Origin of the sequence: Streptomyces sp. NPDC006384 (genome assembly GCF_042870695.1) — a bacterium.
Classification (GTDB): domain Bacteria; phylum Actinomycetota; class Actinomycetes; order Streptomycetales; family Streptomycetaceae; genus Streptomyces.
This window is the reverse complement of the sequence record NZ_JBIAHR010000021.1, coordinates 129,576-152,114: the sequence shown is the minus strand read 5'-3', so window position 1 is coordinate 152,114 and position 22,539 is coordinate 129,576. Positions and strand designations below refer to the sequence as shown.

Below are 22,539 nucleotides of genomic sequence, written 5' to 3'. Positions count from 1 at the left end.
ATCAGATCCTTTTCCGATCCGATTTCCTCGGTGCTTTCCAGGTTCCCGCTTCCGCGTTTCCCTTTCCGGCGGTTCCGACTCTATCAGATCCTTTCAGGCCCTGATTCCCGTCGGAGGGATTTTGTCGTCGGCTTTCGGGCTGTTGCCCGTCGGCCTTTCGACATTCACTACGTTAGCCGATTTCCCTGTCGACTCATAATCGAGCCTCGCGAGTCGAATTCAGGCATGCGGACATACCGAATTCGCCCCGCTGAGGGGAAGTGGTAGGTAGTGGGTTGGCCGCTTCCGGTTGCAGGCGATTGCCATACCCGGGTCAAGCGGCTGGGACTACGTTACGCGTCGGCGAGGGGAGAGTCAACTGCGACGGCGCCGGGGCACGTGGGCCCGGTAGGGGCTGACCGTGGGGTCGTCCGCCACCCAGTAGCGCCAGGGATGGACGCCGCCCTCTCCGGCCACGCCGGTGCGTGGGCCGTTGCGTACCTGGCCGCGCGGTACGGGGGTGCCGGCCAGGATGCGCAGCGGGGTGTCCTCGGCGGTGCACGCGTCCGTGCCGTTCAGCTCGCGGTCCACGCCGAGGGCGGTCGCCAGGCGGGCCGGGCCCTTGGCGAGCTCCTTGTCGTTGCGGGCCGAGAGCCGTCGGGGGCGGGCCAGCTCGGCGCCCTCGACGATCTCGCCGGCGCGGAGCAGAACGGCGCTCGCCATGCCCTCGGGACCGCAGACGAGGTTCATGCAGAACCACATGCCGTACGTGAAGTAGACGTACACATGTCCGGGAGGACCGAACATCACGTCGTTGCGGGGGGTGCGGCCCCGGTAGGCGTGGGAGCCAGGGTCGTTCTGGCCGTCGTACGCCTCGACCTCTGTCAGGCGGACGGCGATCGAGCCCTCGGGGGTGTTCCGCAGGAGGATGCGGCCCAGGAGGTCCGGTGCCACCTCGAGAACGGGGCGGTCGAAGAATGTCCGGGGCAGCGGCGTACGGTCGGGGGTCGCGATCATGCCGTCCGAGCGTAACGCAGGTGGGACGGGCTCAGAGGGTGGTCAGCCTGCCTCGGGCTTGTCAGGGTGGGGGCGCGGAACCGGTCGCGGCCGGATCGCGTTTGTAGGGATCAAGGGTTCACTCGTAAAACCTGGAGAGGGAGAGACATGGCGTTCAAGAAGCTGCTCGCGAGCCTGGGGGCCGGCGGGGCTTCGGTCGAGACCGTGCTGAGCGAGGTCAACGTCGTCCCTGGGGGTGTCGTCCAGGGCGAGGTGCGGATCCAGGGGGGCTCCGTCGATCAGCAGATCGAGGGGCTGTCGGTCGGGCTGCAGGCCAAGGTCGAGGTGGAGAACGGCGACCAGGAGTACAAGCAGGACATCGAGTTCACGAAGGTGCGGCTCGGCGGTGCCTTCGAGCTCAAGGCCGGCGCCGTGCACGCGGTGCCGTTCGGGCTGGAGATCCCCTGGGAGACGCCGATCACGATGATCGACGGCCAGGCGCTGCGCGGGATGGACATCGGGGTCACGACCGAGCTGGAGATCGCGCGCGCCGTGGACTCCGGTGACCTGGACCCGATCAACGTGCACCCGCTGCCGGCGCAGAAGGCGATCCTGGACGCGTTCATCCAGCTGGGCTTCCGCTTCAAGAACGCCGACATGGAGCGCGGTCACATCCGGGGCACGCGGCAGAAGCTGCCGTTCTACCAGGAGATCGAGTTCTTCCCGCCGCAGCAGTACCGCGGCCTGAACCAGGTCGAGCTGAGCTTCGTGGCCGACGAGCAGGGCATGGACGTCGTCCTGGAGATGGACAAGAAGCCCGGACTGTTCAGCGAGGGCAGCGACACCTTCCGTTCCTTCAAGGTGGGGCTGAACGACTACCAGGGCACCGACTGGGCGGCCTACCTCAACCAGTGGCTGTCGGAGGTCGGCAGCAAGCGGAACTGGTTCTAGTGGTTCTAGGCTCGGTCATCTCTGCACCAGACGATCAGGAGGTACCGAGGTGACCGAGCTCAAGCGGCGTCCGCTCCCCCATGACTTCCACCCGCCCGTGCCGGCTTTCACCGTCACGAGTGACGATGTCCAGGACGGGGCGACGCTCAAGGACGCTCAGGTCCAGGCGGGCGGCAACACGTCCCCGCACCTGCGGTGGGAGGGCTTCCCCGCCGGGACGAAGAGCTTCGCCGTGACGTGCTACGACCCGGACGCCCCGACGGGCAGCGGGTTCTGGCACTGGGTGGTGTTCGACATCCCGGCGTCGGTGACCGAGCTGCCGGCGGGCGCGGGCAGCGGCGCGTTCGAGGGCCTGCCGAAGGGTGCCGTACAGGTCCGCAACGACTACGGCGACAAGGAGTTCGGCGGCGCCGCGCCGCCGGCGGGGGACGGGCCGCACCGGTACGTGTTCACGGTGTACGCCGTGGATCAGGAGAAGCTCGGCCCGGACGCCGACGCGACGCCCGCCGTCGTGGGCTTCAACCTGCGGTTCCACACGATCGCGCGCGCCCAGCTCATCGGTGAGTACGAGGTACCCGCCGGCGGCTGAGCAACCGAGCGTTCAGGGAACGTTTGCCCGCCTCTGGTCTTGGAAGTGATCAGGGGCGGGCATTTTTGTTGCCAGGGGGCCTGAAGGGGATACGGGGCGGCCCCCGTGGTGAGCGGCGGATATTGCGTTGTCCATCCCGGCGTGCCCGGCCAGAGTTGATCCCAGCCCGCCAGGGGGTGGGCCGGTGCACATGGGAGGTGGGCTGGTATGCGGGACACGCTGGTGCTGAACGCGAGCTTCGAGCCGCTGTCGACGGTGACGTTGAACCGAGCCGTCGTTCTCGTGCTCCAGGACAAGGCCGTCGTCGAGCAGGCCCACCCCGGACTGCGCATGCGCGGAGCCGCGCTGGACATACCGGCGCCCCGGGTGATCAGGCTCTGCCAGTACGTGCGGGTGCCCTTCCGAAGACGTGCGCCGTGGTCGAGGCGGGGTGTGCTGGTGCGGGACCGGCACCGGTGCGCCTACTGCGGCGGCCGGGCGACGACCGTGGACCACGTGGTGCCGAGGTCGCACGGCGGGCAGGACACGTGGCTGAACACGGTGGCGTCGTGTGCGCAGGACAATCACCGCAAGGCGAACCGGACGCCCGAGCAGGCGGGGATGCCGCTGCTGCGGGAGCCGTTCGAGCCGACTCCCGCCGATGCGATGCTGCTGGCGCTGGCCCGGGACGACTTCGAGGCGCTGCCGGAGTGGTTGGTGCTGGACGCGGCGTGAGGACGCGTCGTAGAGGCCGCGGAGGCTGAGGTGCGTCGCTGACCGCAGGTTCGTCGTGGCTTGCCGCGTCCACGCGGCGGAGCCGCACATCGATACACCCAGCGCCCCTCCGGGGCGCGGGTGTTGTCCGGCGCCGACAGGTACCGGCTAGTCGATCGACGGCTTCTCGCGGCGTTCCTGGGCCGGGACCGTGCTGCTCGTGGAGTTGCCTCCGCTGCCCGAACCTCCGCCCAGGCCGCCGAAGTTGCCCATGGCGCCGGACAGGCCCTTGAGGGCGTCGCCGATCTCGCTGGGGACGATCCAGAGCTTGTTGGCGTCACCCTCGGCGATCTTCGGGAGCATCTGGAGGTACTGGTAGGAGAGCAGCTTCTGGTCCGGGTCGCCGGCGTGGATCGCCTCGAAGACCGTGCGGACGGCCTGGGCCTCGCCCTCGGCGCGCAGGGCGGCGGCCTTGGCCTCACCCTCGGCACGCAGGATCTGGGACTGCTTCTCGCCCTCGGCGCGCAGGATCTCGGACTGCCGGACACCTTCGGCCTGGAGGATCGCGGCGCGCTTGTCGCGGTCGGCGCGCATCTGCTTCTCCATCGAGTCCTGGATGGAGGTGGGCGGTTCGATGGCCTTGAGCTCCACGCGGTTGACGCGGATGCCCCACCTGCCGGTGGCCTCGTCGAGGACGCCGCGCAGGGCCGCGTTGATCTCCTCGCGGGAGGTCAGGGTCCGCTCCAGGTCCATGCCGCCGATGATGTTGCGCAGGGTGGTGACGGTGAGCTGCTCGATGGCCTGGATGTAGCTGGCGACCTCGTAGGTCGCGGCGCGGGCGTCGGTCACCTGGTAGTAGATGACGGTGTCGATGTTGACGACCAGGTTGTCCTGGGTGATGACCGGCTGGGGCGGGAAGGGGACGACCTGTTCACGCAGGTCGATGCGGTTGCGGATGGTGTCGATGAAGGGGACGACGATGTTGAGTCCCGCGTTCAGCGTCCGCGTGTAGCGGCCGAAGCGCTCGACGATGGCGGCGCTGGCCTGGGGGATGACCTGGATGGTCTTGATCAGGGCGATGAAGACCAACACCACCAGGATGATCAGAACGATGATGACCGGTTGCATCGTGGCTCCGCGTACCCTTCTCCGCCTGGGCGCCTGTGGCGGCATCCATGACCCTGTCGGTCCTGATGACCCTGATGACTGCCGATCCTACGGCTGTTGAAGATCTTGCTGGTCGAGTCTGACAGACCGTCGCGCTTCTCGGGGTGTGTTCGAGCCACTTGCGGCGGTCGGGTCACATGACGATCGCCGTGGCCCCCTCGATGTCCACGACGTCCACTTCCTCCCCCACGTCGTAGGACCGGCCGGTGTCGAGTGCGCGAGCCGACCAGACCTCGCCGGCGAGTTTGATCCGGCCGCCGTTGCCGTCGACCCGCTCCAGCACGACGGCCTGTCTGCCCTTCAAGGCGTCCACGCCGGTGGCTAGTCGGGGGTGCCCGGCGCGGTGCCGGGCGGCGATGGGCCGTACGACCGCGATGAGGGCGACCGAGACGGCGACGAAGACGAGGACCTGGACGACGAGGCCGGCCCCGAGACCGGAGGCGACGGCAGCGGCGACCGCGCCGACGGCGAGCATCCCGAACTCCGGCATCGCGGTCACGACGAGCGGGATTCCGAGAGCCGCCGCGGCGACGAGCCACCACACCCATGCGTCGATGTCGTTCACGCGGTCATGGTAGGTCCGGGACACGTGCCGGGGACAGGGCGCACAGGGGGCGGCTCGGGACAGCGGGTCAGGACAGGGGGAGCCCCTGCGCGGTCCAGCGGTCGCCGACCCGCTCGACGACGAGCGGCAGGCCGAAGCAGAGGGAGAGGTTGCGGGAGGTCAGTTCCAGTTCGATGGGGCCGGCGGCGAGGACCTTTCCCTGACGGATCATCAGGACGTGGGTGAAGCCGGGCGCGATCTCCTCGACGTGGTGCGTGACCATGATCATCGAGGGGGCGATGGGGTCGCGGGCGAGGCGGCCGAGGCGGCGGACGAGGTCCTCGCGGCCGCCGAGGTCGAGGCCGGCGGCCGGCTCGTCCAGGAGGAGCAGCTCGGGGTCGGTCATCAGGGCGCGGGCGATCAGGGTGCGCTTGCGCTCGCCCTCGGAGAGGGTGCCGAACCTGCGGTCCAGGTACTCGGACATGCCGAGGCGGTCGAGGAAGGCACGGGCGCGCTGCTCGTCGACGTCCTCGTACTCCTCCTGCCAGCCCGCGGTCATGCCGTAGGCGGCGGTGAGCACGGTCTGCAGGACGGTCTGGCGCTTGGGCAGCTTGTCGGCCATGGCGATGCCGGCCATGCCGATGCGCGGGCGCAGTTCGAAGACGTCGGTGCCGGGCCTGCCGAGAGTCTCGCCGAGGATGGTGGCGGTGCCCGTGCTGGGGTAGAGGTAGCTGGACGCGACGTTGAGGAGGGTGGTCTTGCCGGCTCCGTTGGGGCCGAGGATGACCCAGCGCTCACCCTCCTTGACCGACCAGGAGACCTGGTCCACCAGAGCCCGGCCCTCGCGGACCACGGATACGTCCTGAAGCTCCAGAACATCGCTCATGAGCGCAGTGTCTCCCCTTGCAGTGTGGCCGGTCTCGGCTGTCGCGTACGCCTGTGGCTCGGGCCGCCGCGCCGGTGGGCGCAGGCCCCTCCAGGAAATCTACGCCACCGGTCGGCTTCGCTGTTCCATCGGTCCGGTCCTTAGGGTGGGGGCATGCTCTCGGAACCACGCGCTGGGCGCCTCACCGCCTGGGGAAATGCCCTTATTGCCGGAATGGTCTCGCCGGACGACGCCGCGGTCGCGATCGTGGGCGACGACGCGGTGCACCGGGTGGAGGGGCTGCCGGGTGAAGGCGTGCCGGTCGGTCTCACGCTGGCGCTGGGGCGGTTGCGGGCGCTCGGGACGACCGGGCTGCGGGTGGCGCTGCCCGTGCCGGGGCACCCGCTGGGGCTGAGCGGGCCGCCGGAGTTCAACGCGCGGGCGCTGGAGGCCGAGGAGGCGGTGGTCTGTCAGGGCGCCGCGCTGGGGCTGGTGCCGGAGGTGTACGAGGCCGGGCCCCCGGGTGACGTGCATGTCGAGGTGGTCTGGCACTGCCTGCCGGTGCGGGAGGCTCCGCCGGCGGACGTGCCCTCGCTCGGGGAGGCGGAGCGGGAGCTGGCGGAGGCGCTGCGGGACGCGACGGAAGTGCTGACGCGGCTGGACGTGGCCGGGTCGGGGCCGGTGGCGGAGGCCGCGGTCGCGGCGTACCGGGCGCGGGCGGAGGCCGGGCGGGAGGTGCTGGCGCCGGGGTATCCGCCGCGGGCGGTGCGGGTGCTGGAGCTGGCTCAGCGAGTGGGGGCGTTGGCGGCGCTGGCGTACGAGAACGGGCACGGGGGTGCGGTGAGCGCGGCGGAGATGGCGGCGCGGGGGGAGGCGCTGCGGCCGGTGGAGCGGACGGCTCGGCGGGCGCAGGTCGCGGCGTACAACTCCGTTGTGGAGGCGCGGGGGTGGTGACGGCCCTTGGGGGGCGGGGGAACGCGGTCGGCCTCCCGGGTGGGGCCGGGAGGCCGGGGTGGGTCAGTGGTTGACGCCCAGGTTGCCGAAGGCCGGGTTCAGCAGGCCGACGACGTTGACGCTGTTGCCGACGGCGTTCACCGGGATGTGGACCGGCACCTGGACCAGGTTGCCGGAGACGACGCCCGGGGAGCCGACGGCCTTGCCGTGGGCGGCGGCACCGCCGTCGGTGGCGGAGGCCACGCCCGCACCGGCGGCGATCAGCCCGCCGGCCACCATCGTCACGGCCGCTGCCTTCTTCAGGTTCTTCACTTGCGAAACCCCTCCTGATGAACTCCGCGGCACTCGCCGCGGCACGCACTGGAGAACGGCCGGGCCCGGCGAAGGATGCGCCGTTCGGGGGACATTCCCACGACGGTATGAATCTCGCACCGGAGGGGAACCCTCCGTGCCGTCGTGGCGTACGCCTCAGTCCGCGAGGCCGTGCCGTACGGCCCACAGGGCGGCCTGGGTACGGTCGGCGAGGTCGAGTTTCATCAGGATGTTCGACACGTGGGTCTTCACCGTCTTCTCGGACAGGACCAGCGCCCTGGCGATCTCCCGGTTGGAGCGGCCGTCCGCTATCAGGCCCAGCACCTCGCGCTCCCGTTCCGTGAGGGACCCCGCGCGGCCCTGGCCGGTACCGCTCTCCTCCTGGGACAGCAGGGCGCCCGCGATCTCGGGCTGCAGCAGGATGTGCCCGGCGTGGACGGAGCGGATGGCACCGGCCAGCGCGTCGGGGTCGACGTCCTTGTACACGTAGCCCGCCGCGCCCGCCCGCAGGGCCGGGACGACCGTGCGCTGCTCGGTGAAGCTGGTGACGATCAGCACGCGCGCGGGGTTGTCCAGCTCGCGGAGCCGGCGCAGCGCGTCCACGCCGTCCATGCCCGGCATCTTGACGTCCATGAGGATCACGTCGGGTCCGAGCTCCTCGGCCCGTTCGACACCCTCGGCGCCGTCGGCGGCCTCGCCGACCACCTCGATGTCGTCCTGCACCTCCAGGAAGGTGCGCAGTCCCCGGCGGACCACCTGGTGGTCGTCGACGAGCAGCACCTTGATCGCGTCAGCCACCGGGAACCTCCATCTCGATCGTGGTGCCCTTGCCGGGCGCCGACTCCACGGTCAGTCTGCCGCCCACTCCGTTCGCCCGGTCCCGCATGGAGACCAGGCCCAGGTGGCGTCCCGCGCGGCGCACCGTGCGCGGGTCGAAGCCGCGGCCGTCGTCGGTGACCCGCAGCGCCGCCCCGGAGCCGCGCCGGACCAGCCTCACGTCGACCTGTTCCGCCCCGGAGTGGCGCAGCGCGTTGTGCAGGGCCTCCTGGGCGACGCGCAGCACTGCCTCCTCCTGGGCGGCGGGCAGCGCCTTCACGCCGTGGCCGGTGAAGGTCACGTGCGCGCTGTGGGCGCGGTCGAGGACCTGGATCTGGGTGCGGAGGGTGGCGACGAGGCCGTCCTCGTCCAGGCCGGCGGGGCGCAGCTCCACGACGGCGGCGCGCAGCTCGTCGGCGGCCTCCGCGGCGAGCGCGGCGACCTGCTGCAGCTCGCCCTTGGCGCGCGCGGGGTCGCGGTCGACCAGGGCGGCGGCGGCCTGGGCGGTCAGGCGCAGCGAGAACAGCTTCTGGCTGACGGCGTCGTGCAGTTCGTGGGCGAGGCGGGAGCGCTCCTCGGCGATGGTCAGCTCGCGGCTGCGCTCGTACAGGCGGGCGTTGGTGAGGGCGATCGCGGCGTGCTGGGCGAGGATGCCGAGCAGTTCCTCGTCGTCCTCGGTGAAGCCGCAGCCGCCCTCGGGCTTCGCGCAGTTCTTGTTGGCGAGGAAGAGCGCGCCGATGACCTCGTCGCCGTCGCGGATCGGCAGGCCCAGGAAGTCGGCGAGATCGGGGTGGGCGGAGGGCCAGCCCTCGAAGCGGGGGTCCTTGCGGACGTCGGCGAGGCGCTGGGGGCGGGCCTCGTGCAGCATCGCGGCGAGGATGCCGTGCTGGCGGGGCAGGGGGCCGATGGCCTTCCACTGCTCGTCGCTGACGCCGTCGACCACGAACTGGGCGAAGCCGCCGTGGTCGTCGGGGACGCCGAGGGCCGCGTACTGGGCGTCGAGCAGCTCGCGGGCCGAGGCGACGATCGTCTTGAGGACGTCGCGCACCTCGAGGTGCCTGCTCATGGCCAGCAGCGCGGAACTCACCGCGGCGAGGCCGGACCGGGGGCCGTGACTCATGTCCTCACGGTACCGGCGGGCTGTGAGGGCGCGGATCGGTCCGGTGACGCCCGGGACCTGGGGCGCTGGACCTAGGGCGGCGGACCCAGGACCGGCGTCCGGCCCGTGCGGACTAGGGCGAAGGGCCCCGCGGGGTTGCGGCCGGTGCCCGAGGCGGCCTGTGCGGCCCGGTTCCTAGGTTGGGGCCACGCCGGTCAGGCGGCGACGACGACGAGGAGACGGATCATGCCGGTAGCGGTCATCACAGGGGCGTCGAAAGGGCTGGGCCGTGCGCTCGCCGAGGCGCTGGCGGAGCGGGGCTGGGACCTGGTGCTGGACGCCAGGACGCCGGAGGTGCTCGAGGGTACGGCCGCGGCGCTGGCCTCGTACGGCACGCGGGTGACGGCGCTGCCCGGGGACGTCGCGGACGCCGGGCACCGGGCGGAGCTGGTGGCGGCGGCGTGGCGGCTGGGCGGGGTGGACCTGCTGGTCAGCAACGCGAGCGCACTGGGCGCCGAGCCGCTGGTGCGGCTGGAGGAGCTGCCGCTGGACGGGCTGCGCCGGGCGCTGGAGGTGAACGTGGTGGCCGCGCTGGGGCTGGTGCAGGAGGCGCTGCCGCTGCTGCGGTCGGCCGCGGCGGGCGCGGTGATCACGGTCAGTTCGGACGCCGCCGTCGAGGCGTACGAGACGTGGGGCGGTTACGGGGCGTCCAAGGCGGCTCTGGACCATCTGGCGGCGGTGCTGGCCGTCGAGGAGCCGGGGCTGCGGGTGTGGGCGGTCGATCCCGGGGACATGGCGACGGACCTGTACGCGGCGGCCGTACCGGACGACGACGGGCCGCGGCCCGGTCCGGCGGACGTCGTCCCGGCGCTGCTGCGGCTGCTGGACGAGCGGCCGGCCGGCGGGCGCTACGCCGCCCCCGCGCTGCTGGAGGGAGGGCGATGACGCCGGCGACGGGAGTCCCCCCGCGTGAACCCGTCCGAGCGTGGGGGAACGTGCCCGAGGAGCTGTCGGCGCGGGTGCCGGCCGAGCAGCGGGGTCCGGGGCGGGGCCGGGAGGACGTGCGGTTGCTGGTGTCGCGGGGCACGGAGGTGTCGCACCACTCCTTCCCGGAGCTGCCGCGGCTGCTGCGGGCCGGGGACCTGCTGATCGTGAACACGTCGCCCACGCTGGCCGCGGCCGTCGACGGGCGGGTGGGGGCCGCGCGCGTGGTGGTGCACTTCTCCACGCGCGGGGACGACGGCCGGTGGGCGGTGGAGCTGCGGGAGCCGGACGGGCGGGGCACCACGCGCGCGCGTGCGCGAGTGGAAGGGGAGGCCCCGTCCCGGGAGGGGGGCCGGCTCGCGGGGACGCAGGTGCGGCTGCCGGGCGGCGGGCGGCTGGTGCTGGAGGAGCCGCTGAGCGCCCGCGGGGAGCGGCTGTGGTGGGCGCGGGTGACCGGGGCGGAGGTTCCCGCGGTGCTGCGGGAGCACGGCCGGCCCATCCGCTACTCCTACACGGAGCGGGACCAGCCGTTGTCCGTGTACCAGACCGTGTTCGCGCTGCCGTCCGCGGACGGGGCGGGGAGTGCCGAGATGCCGAGTGCCGCGCGGCCCTTCACGGCGCGGCTGGTGGCGGAGCTGGTGAGCCGTGGGGTGCAGTTCGCGCCGGTGACGCTGCACACGGGGGTGGCTTCCGCGCAGGCGCACGAGCCGCCGTATCCGGAGTGGTTCCGTGTCCCGGAGGCCTCGGCGCGGCTGGTCAACGCCGCGCGGGCGGGAGGCGGGCGGGTCGTGGCCGTGGGGACGACGTCCGTGCGGGCCGTGGAGTCGGCGGCCGACGCCGACGGGGTCGTACGGGCCCGGGAGGGGTGGACCGGTCTGGTCGTCACTCCGGAACGCGGGGTGCGGGTGGTGGACGGGCTGCTGACCGGGCTGCACGAGCCCGAGGCGTCGCATCTGCTGATGCTGGAGGCGGTGGCGGGACGGGCGGCGGTCGACCGCGGGTACGAGGAGGCGGTACGCGGGCGCTACCTGTGGCACGAGTTCGGGGACGTCCATCTCCTCCTGCCGTGGGAGAGCCCCGGAAAACCCCTCACACAACGCATTGCTCAAGCAACCGGCAGTAAGACGGGCGGGGTCGGGGTGTGAGCCCGCGCATAGGGTGCACGTCACGTACGAAGAGGAGTAGGAGAGCGACTCGTCCGTTTTGACCGGGGCAGACGGTCCCCTCTGCCCCGTTTTGCCGGACCCTGATCCACTACCCGGCTTCGTACGTCACACCATTGCCTCCCGATTTTGCGGTCGCTAAGAATTGCTCTCGTCGCTCAACGCCGTGGGTTTCGCCCCGCGGCGTTTGTGCCCCGGATGCACCCCTGTCCCCACCGGACGAGAGCGACCTCCGCGCTATCGAAGAGGTCTATCCCGCCATGCCCAAGAACATCCTCACCCGTGGTTATCACCGCTCCCTGGAGCGCGCTCAGCAGCTGAAGCGCACCCAGAAGATCGCGTTCGCCGGTGTCGGCACGCTCGGCGTCACCGCCGTCGCCCTCGCCGCGTTCCCGGCCGGCGCGCACACGACGACCACGAGCGAGGCCGCTCCGGCGGCCAAGGTGGCGTACAGCAGCCAGCAGCAGGTCAAGGACGTGCACGCCGGTGTCGCCGACCAGCTCGCCGGTGCGAGCCAGAAGGTCGCCGCCATCGAGGCGAAGCAGGAGGCGGCCGCGAAGAAGGCCACCGCCGAGAAGAAGGCGTCCGCGAAGAAGGCCGTCGCCGAGCGCGGGACGAAGCAGTCCACGAGCCGGTCCGCCGAGCGCGCCGAGGCCAAGAAGGTCTCCGCCAAGTCCTACCCGAACAACCTCGACGGCTGGATCCGCGAGGCCCGGGCCATCATGGCCAAGCACGACATCCCGGGCTCCTACAGCGGCATCCACCGCAACATCATCCGGGAGTCCTCCGGCAACCCGATGGCCATCAACAACTGGGACATCAACGCCATCAACGGCATCCCGTCGAAGGGCCTGCTCCAGGTCATCCCGCCGACGTTCAAGGCCTACCACGTGCCCGGTACGTCCTGGAACATCTACGACCCGGTCGCCAACATCGCCGCCGCCTGCAACTACGCCGCGGACAAGTACGGCTCCATGGACAACGTCAACAGCGCGTACTGAGGTCGGCGCGGACCTCTTCACGCCGGCGTCCCGCCGTACGCCGAAGGGCGGCACCCCTGTGACGGGGTGCCGCCCTTCGGGGCGTTCCGGGGGCGCCGGCTACTTGCGCATGACCTCGGGCTCGTGGCGGCGCAGGAAGCGGGCCACGAAGAAGCCGCAGATCACGCCGAGGACGATCAGCGCGGCCATGTCCATGCCCCAGGCGGCGGCGGAGTGCTCCCACAGCGGGTCCGTCCCGGCGCCCTCCTCGGGCGGGCTGATCCGGTTGAAGTCCAGCGTGGCGCCGGCCGCGGCGACCGCCCAGCGGGACGGCATCAGGTACGAGAACTGGTTGACGCCGACCGCGCCGTTCAGGGCGAAGAGGCAGCCGGTGAAGACGACCTGGATGATCGCGAACATGACCAGCAGCGGCATGGTCTTCTCGGCGGTCTTCACCAGCGACGAGATGATCAGGCCGAACATCATCGAGGTGAAGCCCAGCGCCATGATCGGCAGGGAGAGCTCGATCAGCGTGGCGCTGCCGAGGATGAGCCCCTCCTGCGGGATCTCCCGGCTGGAGAAGCCGATCACGCCGACCAGCAGCCCCTGGAAGACGGTGATCATGCCCAGGACGAACACCTTGGACATCAGGTACGCGGACCGCGACAGGCCGGTCGCGCGTTCCCGCTCGTAGATGACCCGTTCCTTGATCAGCTCACGGACGGAGTTCGCGGCGCCGGCGAAGCAGGCGCCGACCGCGAGGATCAGCAGGACCGTGGTGGCGGTGCCGTTCGGGACGATCCGGCCGGACTTCGGGTTGACCGGGTTGGGCAGCAGACCCTTGTCCGCGTCGATGAGCAGGCTCACCGCGCCGAGCACGGCCGGCAGGACCACCATCAGGGCGAGGAAGCCCTTGTCGGAGACGATCACCGAGACGTAGCGGCGCACCAGGGTGACGAACTGCGACATCCACCCCTGCGGCTTGGGCGGCTTCATCGCCTGCATCGGCGCCATCTGTACGGCCTGCGGCGCGACGGCGTCGATGTCCGCGGCGTACATCTGGTAGTGCTGCGAGCCCTTCCAGCGGCCTGCCCAGTCGTAGTCGCGGTAGTTCTCGAAGGCGGAGAAGACGTCGGCCCAGGTGTCGTAGCCGAAGAAGTTCAGCGCCTCCTCGGGCGGGCCGAAGTAGGCCACCGAGCCGCCCGGCGCCATCACCAGCAGCTTGTCGCAGATCGCCAGCTCGGCCACCGAGTGGGTGACGACGAGGACGGTGCGGCCGTCGTCGGCGAGGCCGCGCAGCAGCTGCATGACGTCGCGGTCCATGCCCGGGTCGAGGCCGCTGGTCGGCTCGTCCAGGAAGATCAGCGACGGTTTGGTCAGCAGCTCCAGGGCGACCGAGACGCGCTTGCGCTGGCCGCCGGAGAGGGAGGTGACCTTCTTGTCCTTGTGGATGTCGAGCTTGAGCTCGCGCAGCACCTCGTCTATGCGGGCGTCGCGCTCGGCCGCCGTGGTGTCGGCGGGGAAGCGGAGCTTGGCCGCGTACTTGAGGGCCTTCTTGACGGTCAGCTCCTTGTGCAGGATGTCGTCCTGCGGGACCAGACCGATGCGCTGACGCAGCTCGGCGAACTGCTTGTACAGGTTCCGGTTGTCGTAGAGGACCTCGCCCTGGTCGGCGGGCCGGTAGCCGGTGAGCGCCTTGAGCAGGGTCGACTTGCCGGAGCCGGACGGGCCGATGACGGCGATCAGCGACTTCTCGGGGACGCCGAAGGAGACGTCCTTGAGGATCTGCTTGCCGCCGTCGACCGTGACGGTCAGGTGGCGGGCGGAGAAGGACACCTCACCGGTGTCGACGAACTCCTCGAGCCGGTCGCCGACGATGCGGAACGTCGAGTGGCCGACGCCCACGATGTCGGCCGGGCCGAGCAGCTGGGTGCCGCCCTTGGTGATCGGCTGGCCGTTGACGTAGGTGCCGTTGTGCGAGCCCAGGTCGCGGATCTCCATGCGGCCGTCGGGCGTGGCGTGGAACTCCGCGTGGTGGCGGGAGACCTGCAGGTCGGAGACGACCAGGTCGTTCTCCAGGGCGCGGCCGATGCGCATGACGCGGCCGAGGGAGAACTGGTGGAACGTGGTCGGGCTGCGGTCCCCGTGGACCGGTGGCGCCCCCGCGGCGCCGCCGGGTCCCTGCTGGTGGGGGAAGGGCGCCGCGGCCTGCTGCGGCTGCGGCGCGGCCTGCTGCGGTACGGCGGCCTGCGGCTGCTGCCAGCCGGCCTGCTGTCCCTGCTGCCAGCTGTCCTGCTGCGGGGCCTGCTGCTGCGGTGCGGCCTGCTGCTGCGGTTCCTGCACGGGCGCCTGCGGCGCCCAGCCGGCGTTCGCGCCCTGTGCGGCGTACGGCTGCTGCTGCGGCTGTGTCTGCGGCGTGCCGGCGGCGTCCTGCGCGGCGGTGAGGCTCAGGCGCGGGCCGTCGGTCGCGTTGCCCAGGTTCACGACCGTGCCGGGTGCGAGTTCCAGGTGCTGGATCCGCTGTCCGTGCGCGAACGTGCCGTTGGTGCTGCCGTGGTCCTCCAGGACCCAACTGCGGCCGTTGAAGCCGATGGTGGCGTGGCGCCAGGAGACCCTGGCGTCGTCGAAGACGAGCTCCCCCTGCGGGTCACGCCCGAGCGCGTAGGACCGGGACGGATCGAGCGTCCAGGTCCGTCCATTGCATTCCAGTACGAGTTCCGGCACTCCATGCCCCACTAGTCGTCCCCCGAATTGCCCCCGTCGCGGGGAGTCTAGGGATGTCGAACATCGGGGGGAACTATTCCAGGCCCGGCCCCCTGACCGAAAGTCGGGCCTTGTGAAAACCGGGTACGGGCCGGCGGCCGTTCTCGCCGAGGGGGTTGAAACCTGCCCGGAGAGTGGTAATCCACGCGAGAGGGACATGCGCGGCAGCCCGGCCGCGCCGTGGATCGGGGGGTCTGCCATGGGCGCGTCCACGAGCGTCGGCGACGGAGGGTACGGCGCGAGGGTGCCGTGGACGGACGTGGTGCTGTCCGCGGTCGCCTCGGTGAGCTGGGCGTTGATCGGCATGGCGGGCACGGCGGCGCTGGGGCTGCGGCTGCTGGACGCGGACGCGGCGGCTTCCCTCGGGCCGATGACGGCGGCGGCCGTGGTGCTCGGTGCCGGGGGTTCGGTCACGCCGTCCGGCGATGTGTCCGCGTTCGGGCTGGAGGGCGCCGAGGCGCACACGGCCGTCGAGATCACGCCACTGGGGGTGAGCCTCGTCGGCGCGGTGCTGCTGTCGTTCTTCTTCCTGCGGTCCCTGCGGGCGGCGGGCGCCGTGGTCGCGCCGGCCGAACTCCTCGCGCGTGCGGGAGCGGTGACGGCGCTGTTCGTGGCGATGCTGGGCGGGCTGGCCCGGGCGGGGCGGGACGTGGTCACGATCGACGGTGATGCGCTCGGGCTCGAGGACCTTCCCGGCGGCGCGGGCGGCGGCGTGGGGATTCCGGGACTCGGTGACCTCGGGGACCTCGGGGACCTGGGCGGGGCGCTGCCCGGCCGTGTCGGGGACCTCGTCGGCGCCGGGGCCGCGGTCGGGTTCCGCGTCGAGACCGCGCCGACGCTGCTGGGCGGGCTGGTCTGGTGCGCCGGGGTCCTGTCCGTCGCGCTGCTGGCCTCGCGCCGCACTCCCCTGCCGCGCGGGTGGGAGGCGGTGCACCGGGCGGTACGGCCGGCCGTGTCCGCCCTGGTCACGGTGGCGCTGACGGCGGTGGCCGCGGGGTACGCGGCGGCGGCGTACGCGGCGACCGGCGACGACCGTCCGGGCCGGATCGCGGGGGCCGCGCTGCTGGGCGCGCCGAACGGGGTCTGGCTCGGCGTGCCGGTCGGCCTGTTCGTGCCGTGGGACGGACGGGCGACGGGCGGGCTGGTCCGGTTCCTGCCGGACCCGCTGGACGATCTGCTGAGCAGCGGTGCCGGCGAGCCGGTCACGCTGGGGCGGCTGGCGGAGCTGGACGGGCGCGTGTGGCTGCTGGGCGTGGCGGCGGCGCTGCTGATGCTGCTGGCGGGTGTGCTCACCGCGGTGCGGACGCCGGTGACGCCGGCCGACGCGCGTCGGGCGGGTTTCACCGGGCGGTGCGCGCTGCGGCTGGGGGTCGCGACCGCGCCGGCGCTGCCGCTGTCGGCGTGGCTGACGGAGGTGTCCGTGGGCGCCTCGCTGTCGGTGTTCGGCGTGGACGCGTTCGGTGCCGGCATCGACCTGCACGGGCGGCTCGGTGCGGCGCTGCTCCTGGGCGCCGTGTGGGGCGCGGGTGCGGGGGCCGCCGGCGCGCTGCTCGCCCGGGCGAGCGGGGCCGCGGGGCGGTGGGCGACGCCGTTGGCACGGGGTGCCGCGGCGGGCCGGCGTACGGAGGACGCGGGGCCGTTCCCCGGGGCGCCGGGGGCGGACACCGCGCTGTCGGGTGCCGTGCGCGGTGGCGGCCCCGGGGGCACGGGGGACGGCGGTGCGGGGAGCGGCGGTGCGGGGGCGGCGCCCGCCGCGTTCCCGCACGTGCCGCCGGGTCCCTACGGGCCCACGGCCGCGCCGTTCCGGCCGCCCGCTCCGGACACCAACACCTGTCTGCGTACGCGGGGTGCGCCGGGCGGTGTGGCGGGTGCCGGGTCTGCGGGCACCGGGCCCGAGGGCTCCGGGCCTGGGGGCGTCCGGCCGGAGGGCGCCGGTCCTGCGGGCGCGGGTTCGTCGGGGCTGCCCGGCCCATCGGGGCCATCAAGCCCGCCGGGGCCACCGGGTCCGCCGGGGCCACCGGTTCGGTGGCCGTCCGCCGGCGGGCGGCCTCCCGGCGCCGGTGAGGGGGAAAACGGTCCCGGCGGGGACGGGCGACGGGCGGACGGGAGCGATCCGGGGCCTGACCCGGCAGAGCCCGCACCGGGGCGGCCACTCGACGACGAGGACGACCTGTACGGCGCTCCCACGGTCGCCGGCCCGCCGGCCCCGCCGCGGCGCCCCGGCCGGCCGTCCCCGCGGCCCGGGGACCGGCCCCGCTCCCGGTGGGGCGAGGCTCCGCCCCCACCGCCTCCTCCGCCGCCCCGCCGCCCGGAGGACGGCGGATGACGTCCCCGTCGTACCGGCGGGGACGGGCTGGTGACAGGTGGCCGGTCATGGCGCCGCAGGGATCCCGCGACCGACTCCGTACGGGACGGTCCGTGGGGTGCTCCGTGCCGCGGTCCGTGTCCGTCAGGCGGACCTCGCAGGCGGGCGGCACCGCGTGCCGGATACGGTATGAGCACCATGAGCGCTACGCAGACCTCTGACGTTCCCACTCTTCTCGTCAAGATCTTCGGCAAGGACCGGCCGGGTATCACGGCCGGCCTGTTCGACACCCTCGCCGCCTACTCCGTCGACGTGGTCGACATCGAGCAGGTCGTCACCCGTGGCCGGATCGTGCTGTGCGCGCTCGTGACCGAGCCGCCCCAGGGGCTGGAGGGCGATCTGCGGGCGACCGTCCACAGCTGGGCGGAGTCGATGAAGATGCAGGCGGAGATCATCTCCGGCATCGGCGACAACCGCCCGCGCGGCCTCGGCCGCTCCCTGGTCACCGTGCTGGGCCACCCGCTCACCGCGGAGGCGACGGCCGCCATAGCGGCCCGGATCACCGGGACCGGCAGCAACATCGACCGTATCTTCCGGCTCGCCAAGTACCCGGTGACCGCCGTCGAGTTCGCGGTGTCCGGTGTCGAGACGGAGCCGCTGCGCACCGCGCTGGCCACCGAGGCGGCGGCGCTCGGGGTGGACGTCGCGGTGGTCTCGGCCGGCCTGCACCGCAGGGCGCAGCGCCTGGTCGTCATGGACGTGGACTCCACGCTCATCCAGGACGAGGTCATCGAGCTCTTCGCCGCGCACGCGGGCTGCGAGGACAAGGTCGCCGAGGTGACGGCGGCCGCGATGCGCGGAGAGCTGGACTTCGAGCAGTCGCTGCACGCGCGTGTGGCGCTGCTGGAGGGGCTGGACGCCTCGGTGGTGGAGAAGGTGCGCAGCGAGGTGCGGCTGACGCCGGGCGCCCGCACCCTGATCCGCACCCTGAAGCGGCTCGGCTACCAGGTGGGGGTCGTCTCCGGCGGTTTCACGCAGGTCACCGACGACCTGAAGGAGCGGCTGGGGCTGGACTTCGCCCAGGCCAACACGCTGGAGATCGTCGACGGCAGGCTGACCGGCCGGGTGACGGGAGAGATCGTGGACCGGGCCGGCAAGGCCCGGCTGCTGCGCAGGTTCGCCGCCGAGGCGGGCGTACCGCTGGCGCAGACGGTGGCGATCGGGGACGGCGCCAACGACCTGGACATGCTGAACGCGGCCGGGCTCGGGGTCGCCTTCAACGCCAAGCCGGTGGTCCGCGAGGCCGCGCACACCGCGGTGAACGTGCCGTTCCTGGACACGGTCCTGTATCTGCTGGGGATCACCCGCGAGGAGGTCGAGGCGGCGGACACGCTGGAGGAGAACCTCGCGCAGGACCCGCCCCGGCACACCGGCCGGGTCTGACCGGCACGTACGGCGTGACAGGAGCCGGACCGTACGGGTGCCGGGCCCTGTCACGCCGGCGCCGGATCAGTCGGTGGGCGCCCAGTAGTCGACCAGCGTGGCCACGCCGGGCTCCACGCTCTTCCAGGAGCCGGTGAAGGACAGGACGGCGAAGGCGGCGGCCGGGAAGCCGCGCCGGCCCATCCGCTCACGGACATCGTCCTCGGCCGCGCCGGCCAGGATCTCGGTGAGCCCCTCCATGCCCGGGTTGTGTCCGACGACCAGTACGTTCCGCAGGTCGTCGGGGGTCTCGTTGAGCACGGCGATCAGCTCGCCCGGCGAGGCGTCGTAGATCCTCTCCTCGTAGACGGTTTTCGGCCGGTGCGGGAACTCCGCGACGGCGAGCTTCCAGGTCTCGCGGGTGCGCAGCGCGGTGGAGCACAGGGCCTGGTCCACGGGGATGCCGGTGTCGGCGAGCCGGCGGCCGGCCTCTGCGGCCTCCTTCCGGCCCCGCTCGGCGAGCGGCCGCTCATGGTCGGACACCTGTGGCCAGTCGGCTTTCGCATGCCGGAAGAGGATGATCCTGCGGGGTTCTGCGACGCTCATGGCATCCAGCTTCGCATGAAACAGGCCACGGGGCGCAGGGAGTTGACATGCGGACCCGCCGGCGGGCGGGCCGGTCCGGCGTCAGCGGACGGCGACGTGCCGCAGCCACTCCAGGAGGTGTGCGAGCGTCGGCTCGCCGGCGGCCGCGTGGGCCTCCGAGGGCTCGAGGATCAGCAGAAGCAGCGTGACGAAGGCGAGCACGGGCAGTGCCAGCGCCCACCAGGGCAGCCGCGCCTCGGCGCGGTCCCGGGCCGTCGGGTGGGGCCGGGTGCAGAGAGGGGCCGGCATGAGTGCCTCCGCGGTTCTTCGGATGTCCCTGGTGCGTGCTCCGCGATCCGCCTGCCGCGGTCGCACCTCGAAGCTACGGAATCCGCGGGGCCCGGCCCATCCGGAAGTCCACCCACTCGACCCTGACCTCAACCCCCTAGGGGGCAGGGGGGATAACCCCACCCCGCCCCCTCCACCGGGTCACGGCGAGGCGATGGTCGCGATGATGCCGATGATCACGAAGATCGCGAAGAACGCGCCGAAGACGATCAGGATCTTCTTCTGGCTGTGCTGGGGATTCGGGTCCAGGACTGGCATACGGCCAGTCTCGCATCACCCTGCCGGGCGGAGGTCAGCGGGCCGCCTCCTCCTCGACGGTGCGGTCGCGTCCCGCCAGGACGCCCACGATCATCTGGGGCACCATCAGGGCGGCCATCAGCGCGATCGGCAGCCCCCAGCCGCCGCTGTGCTGGTAGAGCACGCCCACCAGGAGCGGGCCGGGGATGGAGATCAGGTAGCCGGTGCTCTGCGCGAAGGCGGACAGCTGGACGACGCCCGCACCCGTCCTGGCCCGCATCCCGACCATGGTCAGGGCGAGCGGGAAGGCACAGTTGGAGATGCCGAGCAGCAGCGCCCAGGCCCAGGCGCCGCCGGCCGGGGCCAGGTACAGCCCGGCGTAACCGGCGAGCCCGCACAGGCCGAGGACCACCACGATGGGGCCCTGCTGGGGCAGGCGGGTGGCGACGCGCGGGATGACGAAGGCCAGGGGCACGCCCATCACCATGATGACGGCGAGCAGCAGTCCGGCGGTGCCGGCGGAGACTCCCGCGTCCCGGAAGATCTGCGCCGCCCAGCCCATCGTGATGTAGGCGGCGGTGGCCTGCAGGCCGAAGAAGACGGCGAGCGCCCAGGCGGTGCGGCTGCGGGTGATCCGCAGGGCGGGCCGCCCGTCCTGTCCGTCCGTGCCCGCCGTCTCCGGCCCGGGCGCGGCGTCGGCGGAGGCCGGGGCGGCGGTGGAGGCGGAGGCGTCCTGGGTGGAGGGCGCCTCCCGGTTCCGTACGAACGGGATCCACGGCAGGACGGCCGCCGCGCCGAGCACGGCCCACACCGCGAGTCCGGGCTGCCAGTCGCCGCCCATCGCGTCGGTGAGGGGCACGGTCGCCGCGGCGGCGACCGAGGTGCCGAGGGCGAGGGCCATCGAGTACAGGCCGGTCATGGAACCGACCCGGTCGGGGAAGTAGCGCTTGACGATGACCGGCATCAGGACGTTGCTGACCGCGATGCCCATCAGCGCGAGGGCGCTGGCGGCCAGGAAGCCGGCCGTGCCACCGGCGTACGGGCGTATCAGCAGGCCCGCGGTGATGGCGGCCATGCCCGCGCACACGATGGCGCCGGGGCCGAAGCGGCGGGCGAGCCGCGGGGCGGTGACCCCGAAGACGGCGAAGCAGAGCGGCGGGACGGAGGTGAGCAGTCCGGCCACGCTGCCGCTCATGCCGAGCCCGTCACGGACCTCCTCCAGGAGGGCGCCCAGGCTGGTGATGGCCGGGCGCAGGTTGAGCGCGGCCAGCACGATGCCCAGGACGAGCAGGCGGGTCGTCCACGGCGTCCACGCGCGCGCGGCGGGCCGTCCGGGTGCCGCGTCCTTCCCGGGCTCCCGGGCGTCGCCTGCCGCAGGACCGCCGGTGGTCGTGGAGTTCAGCGTCCGGGTTTCCTCACTAGCCATGGGGTCCATCATAGAATCATGGGATGATTGGTTGTCCACTGCGGCCGTGCGCCGCGGGACCCGCGAGCGAAGGTGAGCCATGCCCCTGAGCCATCCCCGTCGTTCGGCGCTGTCCGAACAGGTCATCGCGGCGCTGCGGCAGCAGATCGCCTCGGGCGAGTGGCCGGTCGGCTCCCGCATCCCGACCGAGCCCGAGCTGGTCGAGCAGCTCGGTGTCGCCCGGAACACGGTCCGTGAGGCGGTCCGCGCCCTGGCCCACAACGGGCTGCTGGACATCCGCCAGGGCTCCGGCACGTACGTCGTGGCGACCAGCGAGCTGGCGGGCGTGATGCACCGCCGCTTCGCCGACGCCGACCCCCGGCACGTCGCCGAGCTGCGTTCCACGCTGGAGTCGTCGGCCGCCCGGCTCGCGGCCGAGCGGCGCACGGAGAAGGACCTCAAGCAGCTCGACGCGCTGCTGGTGCGCCGGGAGGAGGCGTGGGAGTCGGGCGACACGGAGGCGTTCGTGACGGCGGACGCCACCTTCCACCTGGCCGTCGTGGCGGCCTCGCACAACGACGTGATGACCGCGGTGTACGCGGATCTGGGCGAGGTGATGCGGGACTGGCTGCGCGAGGACGTCGGCGGCGTGCTGTCGCCGGAGACGCACATGGACCACGCGCGGCTGGTCGACGCGATCCGCGCCGGTGACGCGGGGACGGCCGCGCGGGAGGCGGCGGGCTATCCGTTCCTGTGCCGCCCGGGCCGCGACGGGGCGGCCGCCGGCGGGACCGGCCCGTCCGTCGCCCCCGTCACGCCCGCCGGTGACTGACCCACGCCGCCCGTACTTCCTTCCAGCACCGCCCGTCCAGCCGTACGGTCCGCGCGGGGCCGGCCTCGACCGCCGGTCCGTCGCCGTCGAGGTCCCACCAGCGGACGCACTCGACGTGCAGACGCACGCGGTCGGTCTCCGGATACGGGTTGTGGCAGTGGGCGGTCACCTCGGAGCCGTCGACACGGACGCGGCACGCGGCGCCGAACGGCTCGGCCGACGCGGCGTCCCGGCCGGGCGGGCGCACGAGGGACAGGGCTTCGCCGGGCAGGAGCAGCACGCAGGCGAGGGCGACGGCGGTCGGGGTCAGGCGGTGGAGCGGACGCACAAGGGGACCTCCTCGGCCGTGCTGGGGAGGGGGAGCGCGTGGTGAACCCGTCCTCAGCGTGCGCCGCGGACCGCCCGGCCGCCCCGCCGGCTGCGCCGGACGGGTGACCCGGGCGAGCCCTGCCCGGCCGTGGGCGGCCCACTTCCCCGCGCGCGTGTGCAGGGTTCCACTCCCCCACGCGCGCGGGGCCCGCGTCCGTGACGGACGCGGGCCCCGGGGAGC

At 72.7% G+C, this 22,539-nt stretch carries 23 protein-coding genes; 10 read left to right on the top strand and 13 right to left on the bottom strand.

Translation table 11 applies throughout. The features are described 5' to 3' along the window. Window positions 1–354 precede the first annotated feature (354 nt). Entirely contained in the window at window positions 355–996 is a 642-nt protein-coding gene (locus tag ACFYOJ_RS26530; RefSeq protein WP_356555208.1) for a DNA-3-methyladenine glycosylase, read from the bottom strand. A 147-nt stretch (window positions 997–1,143) separates the two neighbouring features. On the opposite strand from ACFYOJ_RS26530, the gene ACFYOJ_RS26525 reads away from it, so the two are divergent. The 3 genes from ACFYOJ_RS26525 (at window position 1,144) to ACFYOJ_RS26515 (ending at window position 3,229) form a co-directional block, all read left to right on the top strand. Then, window positions 1,144–1,926, top strand: coding sequence for a sporulation protein (locus ACFYOJ_RS26525; protein WP_356555206.1), 783 nt, complete (start codon window positions 1,144–1,146; stop codon window positions 1,924–1,926). 49 nt (window positions 1,927–1,975) lie between these two features. Beyond that, the gene (locus tag ACFYOJ_RS26520) at window positions 1,976–2,515 is read left to right on the top strand and encodes a YbhB/YbcL family Raf kinase inhibitor-like protein (protein WP_356555204.1); all 540 of its coding nucleotides are present in this window, start codon (window positions 1,976–1,978) and stop codon (window positions 2,513–2,515) included. 207 nt (window positions 2,516–2,722) lie between these two features. Further along, complete coding sequence (locus ACFYOJ_RS26515; protein WP_356555202.1) at window positions 2,723–3,229, top strand: HNH endonuclease; 507 nt, start codon at window positions 2,723–2,725, stop codon at window positions 3,227–3,229. 147 nt (window positions 3,230–3,376) lie between these two features. Here ACFYOJ_RS26515 and ACFYOJ_RS26510 read toward each other — a convergent pair whose 3' ends face one another. From ACFYOJ_RS26510 to ACFYOJ_RS26500, 3 genes are all read right to left on the bottom strand, one after another. Further along, window positions 3,377–4,336 carry an SPFH domain-containing protein gene (locus ACFYOJ_RS26510; RefSeq protein WP_356555200.1) on the bottom strand — a complete coding sequence of 320 codons (960 nt, stop codon included), beginning with the start codon at window positions 4,334–4,336 and terminating at the stop codon, window positions 3,377–3,379. Window positions 4,337–4,508: 172 nt separating this feature from the next. Further along, complete coding sequence (locus ACFYOJ_RS26505) at window positions 4,509–4,940, bottom strand: NfeD family protein (RefSeq protein ID WP_356555198.1); 432 nt, start codon at window positions 4,938–4,940, stop codon at window positions 4,509–4,511. 67 nt (window positions 4,941–5,007) lie between these two features. Further along, window positions 5,008–5,805 (bottom strand): ABC transporter ATP-binding protein, encoded by a 798-nt coding sequence (locus tag ACFYOJ_RS26500; protein ID WP_356555196.1) that lies wholly within the window; start codon window positions 5,803–5,805, stop codon window positions 5,008–5,010. Window positions 5,806–5,958: 153 nt separating this feature from the next. Here ACFYOJ_RS26500 and ACFYOJ_RS26495 point away from each other — a divergent pair, with 153 nt between their 5' ends. Beyond that, window positions 5,959–6,738 carry a hypothetical protein gene (locus ACFYOJ_RS26495; protein WP_356555194.1) on the top strand — a complete coding sequence of 260 codons (780 nt, stop codon included), beginning with the start codon at window positions 5,959–5,961 and terminating at the stop codon, window positions 6,736–6,738. Window positions 6,739–6,801: 63 nt separating this feature from the next. On the opposite strand, the gene chpE is transcribed toward ACFYOJ_RS26495, so the two are convergent. The 3 genes from chpE to ACFYOJ_RS26480 form a co-directional block, all read right to left on the bottom strand. Further along, on the bottom strand, window positions 6,802–7,050 hold the full coding sequence (gene chpE / locus ACFYOJ_RS26490) for a chaplin ChpE (RefSeq protein WP_356555192.1): 249 nt from the start codon (window positions 7,048–7,050) through the stop codon (window positions 6,802–6,804). 156 nt (window positions 7,051–7,206) lie between these two features. Further along, the gene (locus tag ACFYOJ_RS26485) at window positions 7,207–7,848 is read right to left on the bottom strand and encodes a response regulator transcription factor (protein WP_356555190.1); all 642 of its coding nucleotides are present in this window, start codon (window positions 7,846–7,848) and stop codon (window positions 7,207–7,209) included. Next, a complete protein-coding gene (locus tag ACFYOJ_RS26480; RefSeq protein WP_356555188.1) occupies window positions 7,841–8,986 on the bottom strand; it encodes a GAF domain-containing sensor histidine kinase in 1,146 nt (381 codons plus the stop codon). Before ACFYOJ_RS26480 ends, ACFYOJ_RS26485 begins: the two co-directional genes overlap by 8 nt. Window positions 8,987–9,211: 225 nt before the next feature. On the opposite strand from ACFYOJ_RS26480, the gene ACFYOJ_RS26475 reads away from it, so the two are divergent. The 3 genes from ACFYOJ_RS26475 (at window position 9,212) to ACFYOJ_RS26465 (ending at window position 12,113) form a co-directional block, all read left to right on the top strand. Beyond that, window positions 9,212–9,910 (top strand): SDR family oxidoreductase, encoded by a 699-nt coding sequence (locus ACFYOJ_RS26475; protein WP_356555187.1) that lies wholly within the window; start codon window positions 9,212–9,214, stop codon window positions 9,908–9,910. After that, window positions 9,907–11,094, top strand: coding sequence for an S-adenosylmethionine:tRNA ribosyltransferase-isomerase (locus ACFYOJ_RS26470; RefSeq protein WP_356555185.1), 1,188 nt, complete (start codon window positions 9,907–9,909; stop codon window positions 11,092–11,094). The genes ACFYOJ_RS26475 and ACFYOJ_RS26470 overlap by 4 nt, the downstream gene beginning before the upstream one ends. Before the next feature lie 278 nt (window positions 11,095–11,372). Further along, a complete protein-coding gene (locus ACFYOJ_RS26465; RefSeq protein ID WP_356555184.1) occupies window positions 11,373–12,113 on the top strand; it encodes a transglycosylase SLT domain-containing protein in 741 nt (246 codons plus the stop codon). A gap of 99 nt (window positions 12,114–12,212) precedes the next feature. Here ACFYOJ_RS26465 and ACFYOJ_RS26460 read toward each other — a convergent pair whose 3' ends face one another. Further along, window positions 12,213–14,816, bottom strand: a complete 2,604-nt coding sequence (locus ACFYOJ_RS26460) for an FHA domain-containing protein (protein WP_356555182.1) — start codon at window positions 14,814–14,816, stop codon at window positions 12,213–12,215. Between the two features lie 238 nt (window positions 14,817–15,054). Between ACFYOJ_RS26460 and ACFYOJ_RS26455 the strand changes: the two genes are divergently transcribed. Continuing rightward, window positions 15,055–17,181, top strand: a complete 2,127-nt coding sequence (locus ACFYOJ_RS26455) for a streptophobe family protein (RefSeq protein WP_356555181.1) — start codon at window positions 15,055–15,057, stop codon at window positions 17,179–17,181. 177 nt (window positions 17,182–17,358) lie between these two features. Next, entirely contained in the window at window positions 17,359–18,603 is a 1,245-nt protein-coding gene (gene serB, locus ACFYOJ_RS26450; protein ID WP_356555180.1) for a phosphoserine phosphatase SerB, read from the top strand. A gap of 66 nt (window positions 18,604–18,669) precedes the next feature. Here the strand turns inward: serB and ACFYOJ_RS26445 are convergent, their stop codons facing one another. The 4 genes from ACFYOJ_RS26445 to ACFYOJ_RS26430 form a co-directional block, all read right to left on the bottom strand. Then, the gene (locus ACFYOJ_RS26445; RefSeq protein WP_356555179.1) at window positions 18,670–19,188 is read right to left on the bottom strand and encodes a histidine phosphatase family protein; all 519 of its coding nucleotides are present in this window, start codon (window positions 19,186–19,188) and stop codon (window positions 18,670–18,672) included. An 81-nt stretch (window positions 19,189–19,269) separates the two neighbouring features. Continuing rightward, a complete protein-coding gene (locus ACFYOJ_RS26440; RefSeq protein WP_356555177.1) occupies window positions 19,270–19,476 on the bottom strand; it encodes a hypothetical protein in 207 nt (68 codons plus the stop codon). Between the two features lie 180 nt (window positions 19,477–19,656). Then, complete coding sequence (locus ACFYOJ_RS26435) at window positions 19,657–19,773, bottom strand: SGM_5486 family transporter-associated protein (protein WP_356555175.1); 117 nt, start codon at window positions 19,771–19,773, stop codon at window positions 19,657–19,659. Between the two features lie 34 nt (window positions 19,774–19,807). Further along, window positions 19,808–21,190 carry a CynX/NimT family MFS transporter gene (locus ACFYOJ_RS26430; RefSeq protein ID WP_356555173.1) on the bottom strand — a complete coding sequence of 461 codons (1,383 nt, stop codon included), beginning with the start codon at window positions 21,188–21,190 and terminating at the stop codon, window positions 19,808–19,810. A 67-nt stretch (window positions 21,191–21,257) separates the two neighbouring features. On the opposite strand from ACFYOJ_RS26430, the gene ACFYOJ_RS26425 reads away from it, so the two are divergent. Then, window positions 21,258–21,989 (top strand): FadR/GntR family transcriptional regulator, encoded by a 732-nt coding sequence (locus ACFYOJ_RS26425; RefSeq protein ID WP_356555171.1) that lies wholly within the window; start codon window positions 21,258–21,260, stop codon window positions 21,987–21,989. On the opposite strand, the gene ACFYOJ_RS26420 is transcribed toward ACFYOJ_RS26425, so the two are convergent. After that, window positions 21,970–22,317, bottom strand: coding sequence for a hypothetical protein (locus ACFYOJ_RS26420; RefSeq protein WP_356555170.1), 348 nt, complete (start codon window positions 22,315–22,317; stop codon window positions 21,970–21,972). The genes ACFYOJ_RS26425 and ACFYOJ_RS26420 overlap by 20 nt on opposite strands. Between the last annotated feature and the right edge of the window lie 222 nt (window positions 22,318–22,539).

Excerpts from the sequence above, each read along its gene's own strand:
- ACFYOJ_RS26530 (WP_356555208.1), bottom strand. The coding sequence starts at position 996 with ATGATCGCGACCCCCGACCGTACGCCGCTGCCCCGGACATTCTTCGAC.
- ACFYOJ_RS26525 (WP_356555206.1), top strand. The coding sequence starts at position 1,144 with ATGGCGTTCAAGAAGCTGCTCGCGAGCCTGGGGGCCGGCGGGGCTTCG.
- ACFYOJ_RS26515 (WP_356555202.1), top strand. The coding sequence starts at position 2,723 with ATGCGGGACACGCTGGTGCTGAACGCGAGCTTCGAGCCGCTGTCGACG.
- ACFYOJ_RS26510 (WP_356555200.1), bottom strand. The coding sequence starts at position 4,336 with ATGCAACCGGTCATCATCGTTCTGATCATCCTGGTGGTGTTGGTCTTC.
- ACFYOJ_RS26500 (WP_356555196.1), bottom strand. The coding sequence starts at position 5,805 with ATGAGCGATGTTCTGGAGCTTCAGGACGTATCCGTGGTCCGCGAGGGC.
- ACFYOJ_RS26495 (WP_356555194.1), top strand. The coding sequence starts at position 5,959 with ATGCTCTCGGAACCACGCGCTGGGCGCCTCACCGCCTGGGGAAATGCC.
- ACFYOJ_RS26480 (WP_356555188.1), bottom strand. The coding sequence starts at position 8,986 with ATGAGTCACGGCCCCCGGTCCGGCCTCGCCGCGGTGAGTTCCGCGCTG.
- ACFYOJ_RS26475 (WP_356555187.1), top strand. The coding sequence starts at position 9,212 with ATGCCGGTAGCGGTCATCACAGGGGCGTCGAAAGGGCTGGGCCGTGCG.
- ACFYOJ_RS26470 (WP_356555185.1), top strand. The coding sequence starts at position 9,907 with ATGACGCCGGCGACGGGAGTCCCCCCGCGTGAACCCGTCCGAGCGTGG.
- ACFYOJ_RS26465 (WP_356555184.1), top strand. The coding sequence starts at position 11,373 with ATGCCCAAGAACATCCTCACCCGTGGTTATCACCGCTCCCTGGAGCGC.
- ACFYOJ_RS26455 (WP_356555181.1), top strand. The coding sequence starts at position 15,055 with ATGGGCGCGTCCACGAGCGTCGGCGACGGAGGGTACGGCGCGAGGGTG.
- serB (WP_356555180.1), top strand. The coding sequence starts at position 17,359 with ATGAGCGCTACGCAGACCTCTGACGTTCCCACTCTTCTCGTCAAGATC.
- ACFYOJ_RS26445 (WP_356555179.1), bottom strand. The coding sequence starts at position 19,188 with ATGAGCGTCGCAGAACCCCGCAGGATCATCCTCTTCCGGCATGCGAAA.
- ACFYOJ_RS26440 (WP_356555177.1), bottom strand. The coding sequence starts at position 19,476 with ATGCCGGCCCCTCTCTGCACCCGGCCCCACCCGACGGCCCGGGACCGC.
- ACFYOJ_RS26435 (WP_356555175.1), bottom strand. The coding sequence starts at position 19,773 with ATGCCAGTCCTGGACCCGAATCCCCAGCACAGCCAGAAGAAGATCCTG.
- ACFYOJ_RS26430 (WP_356555173.1), bottom strand. The coding sequence starts at position 21,190 with ATGATGGACCCCATGGCTAGTGAGGAAACCCGGACGCTGAACTCCACG.
- ACFYOJ_RS26425 (WP_356555171.1), top strand. The coding sequence starts at position 21,258 with ATGCCCCTGAGCCATCCCCGTCGTTCGGCGCTGTCCGAACAGGTCATC.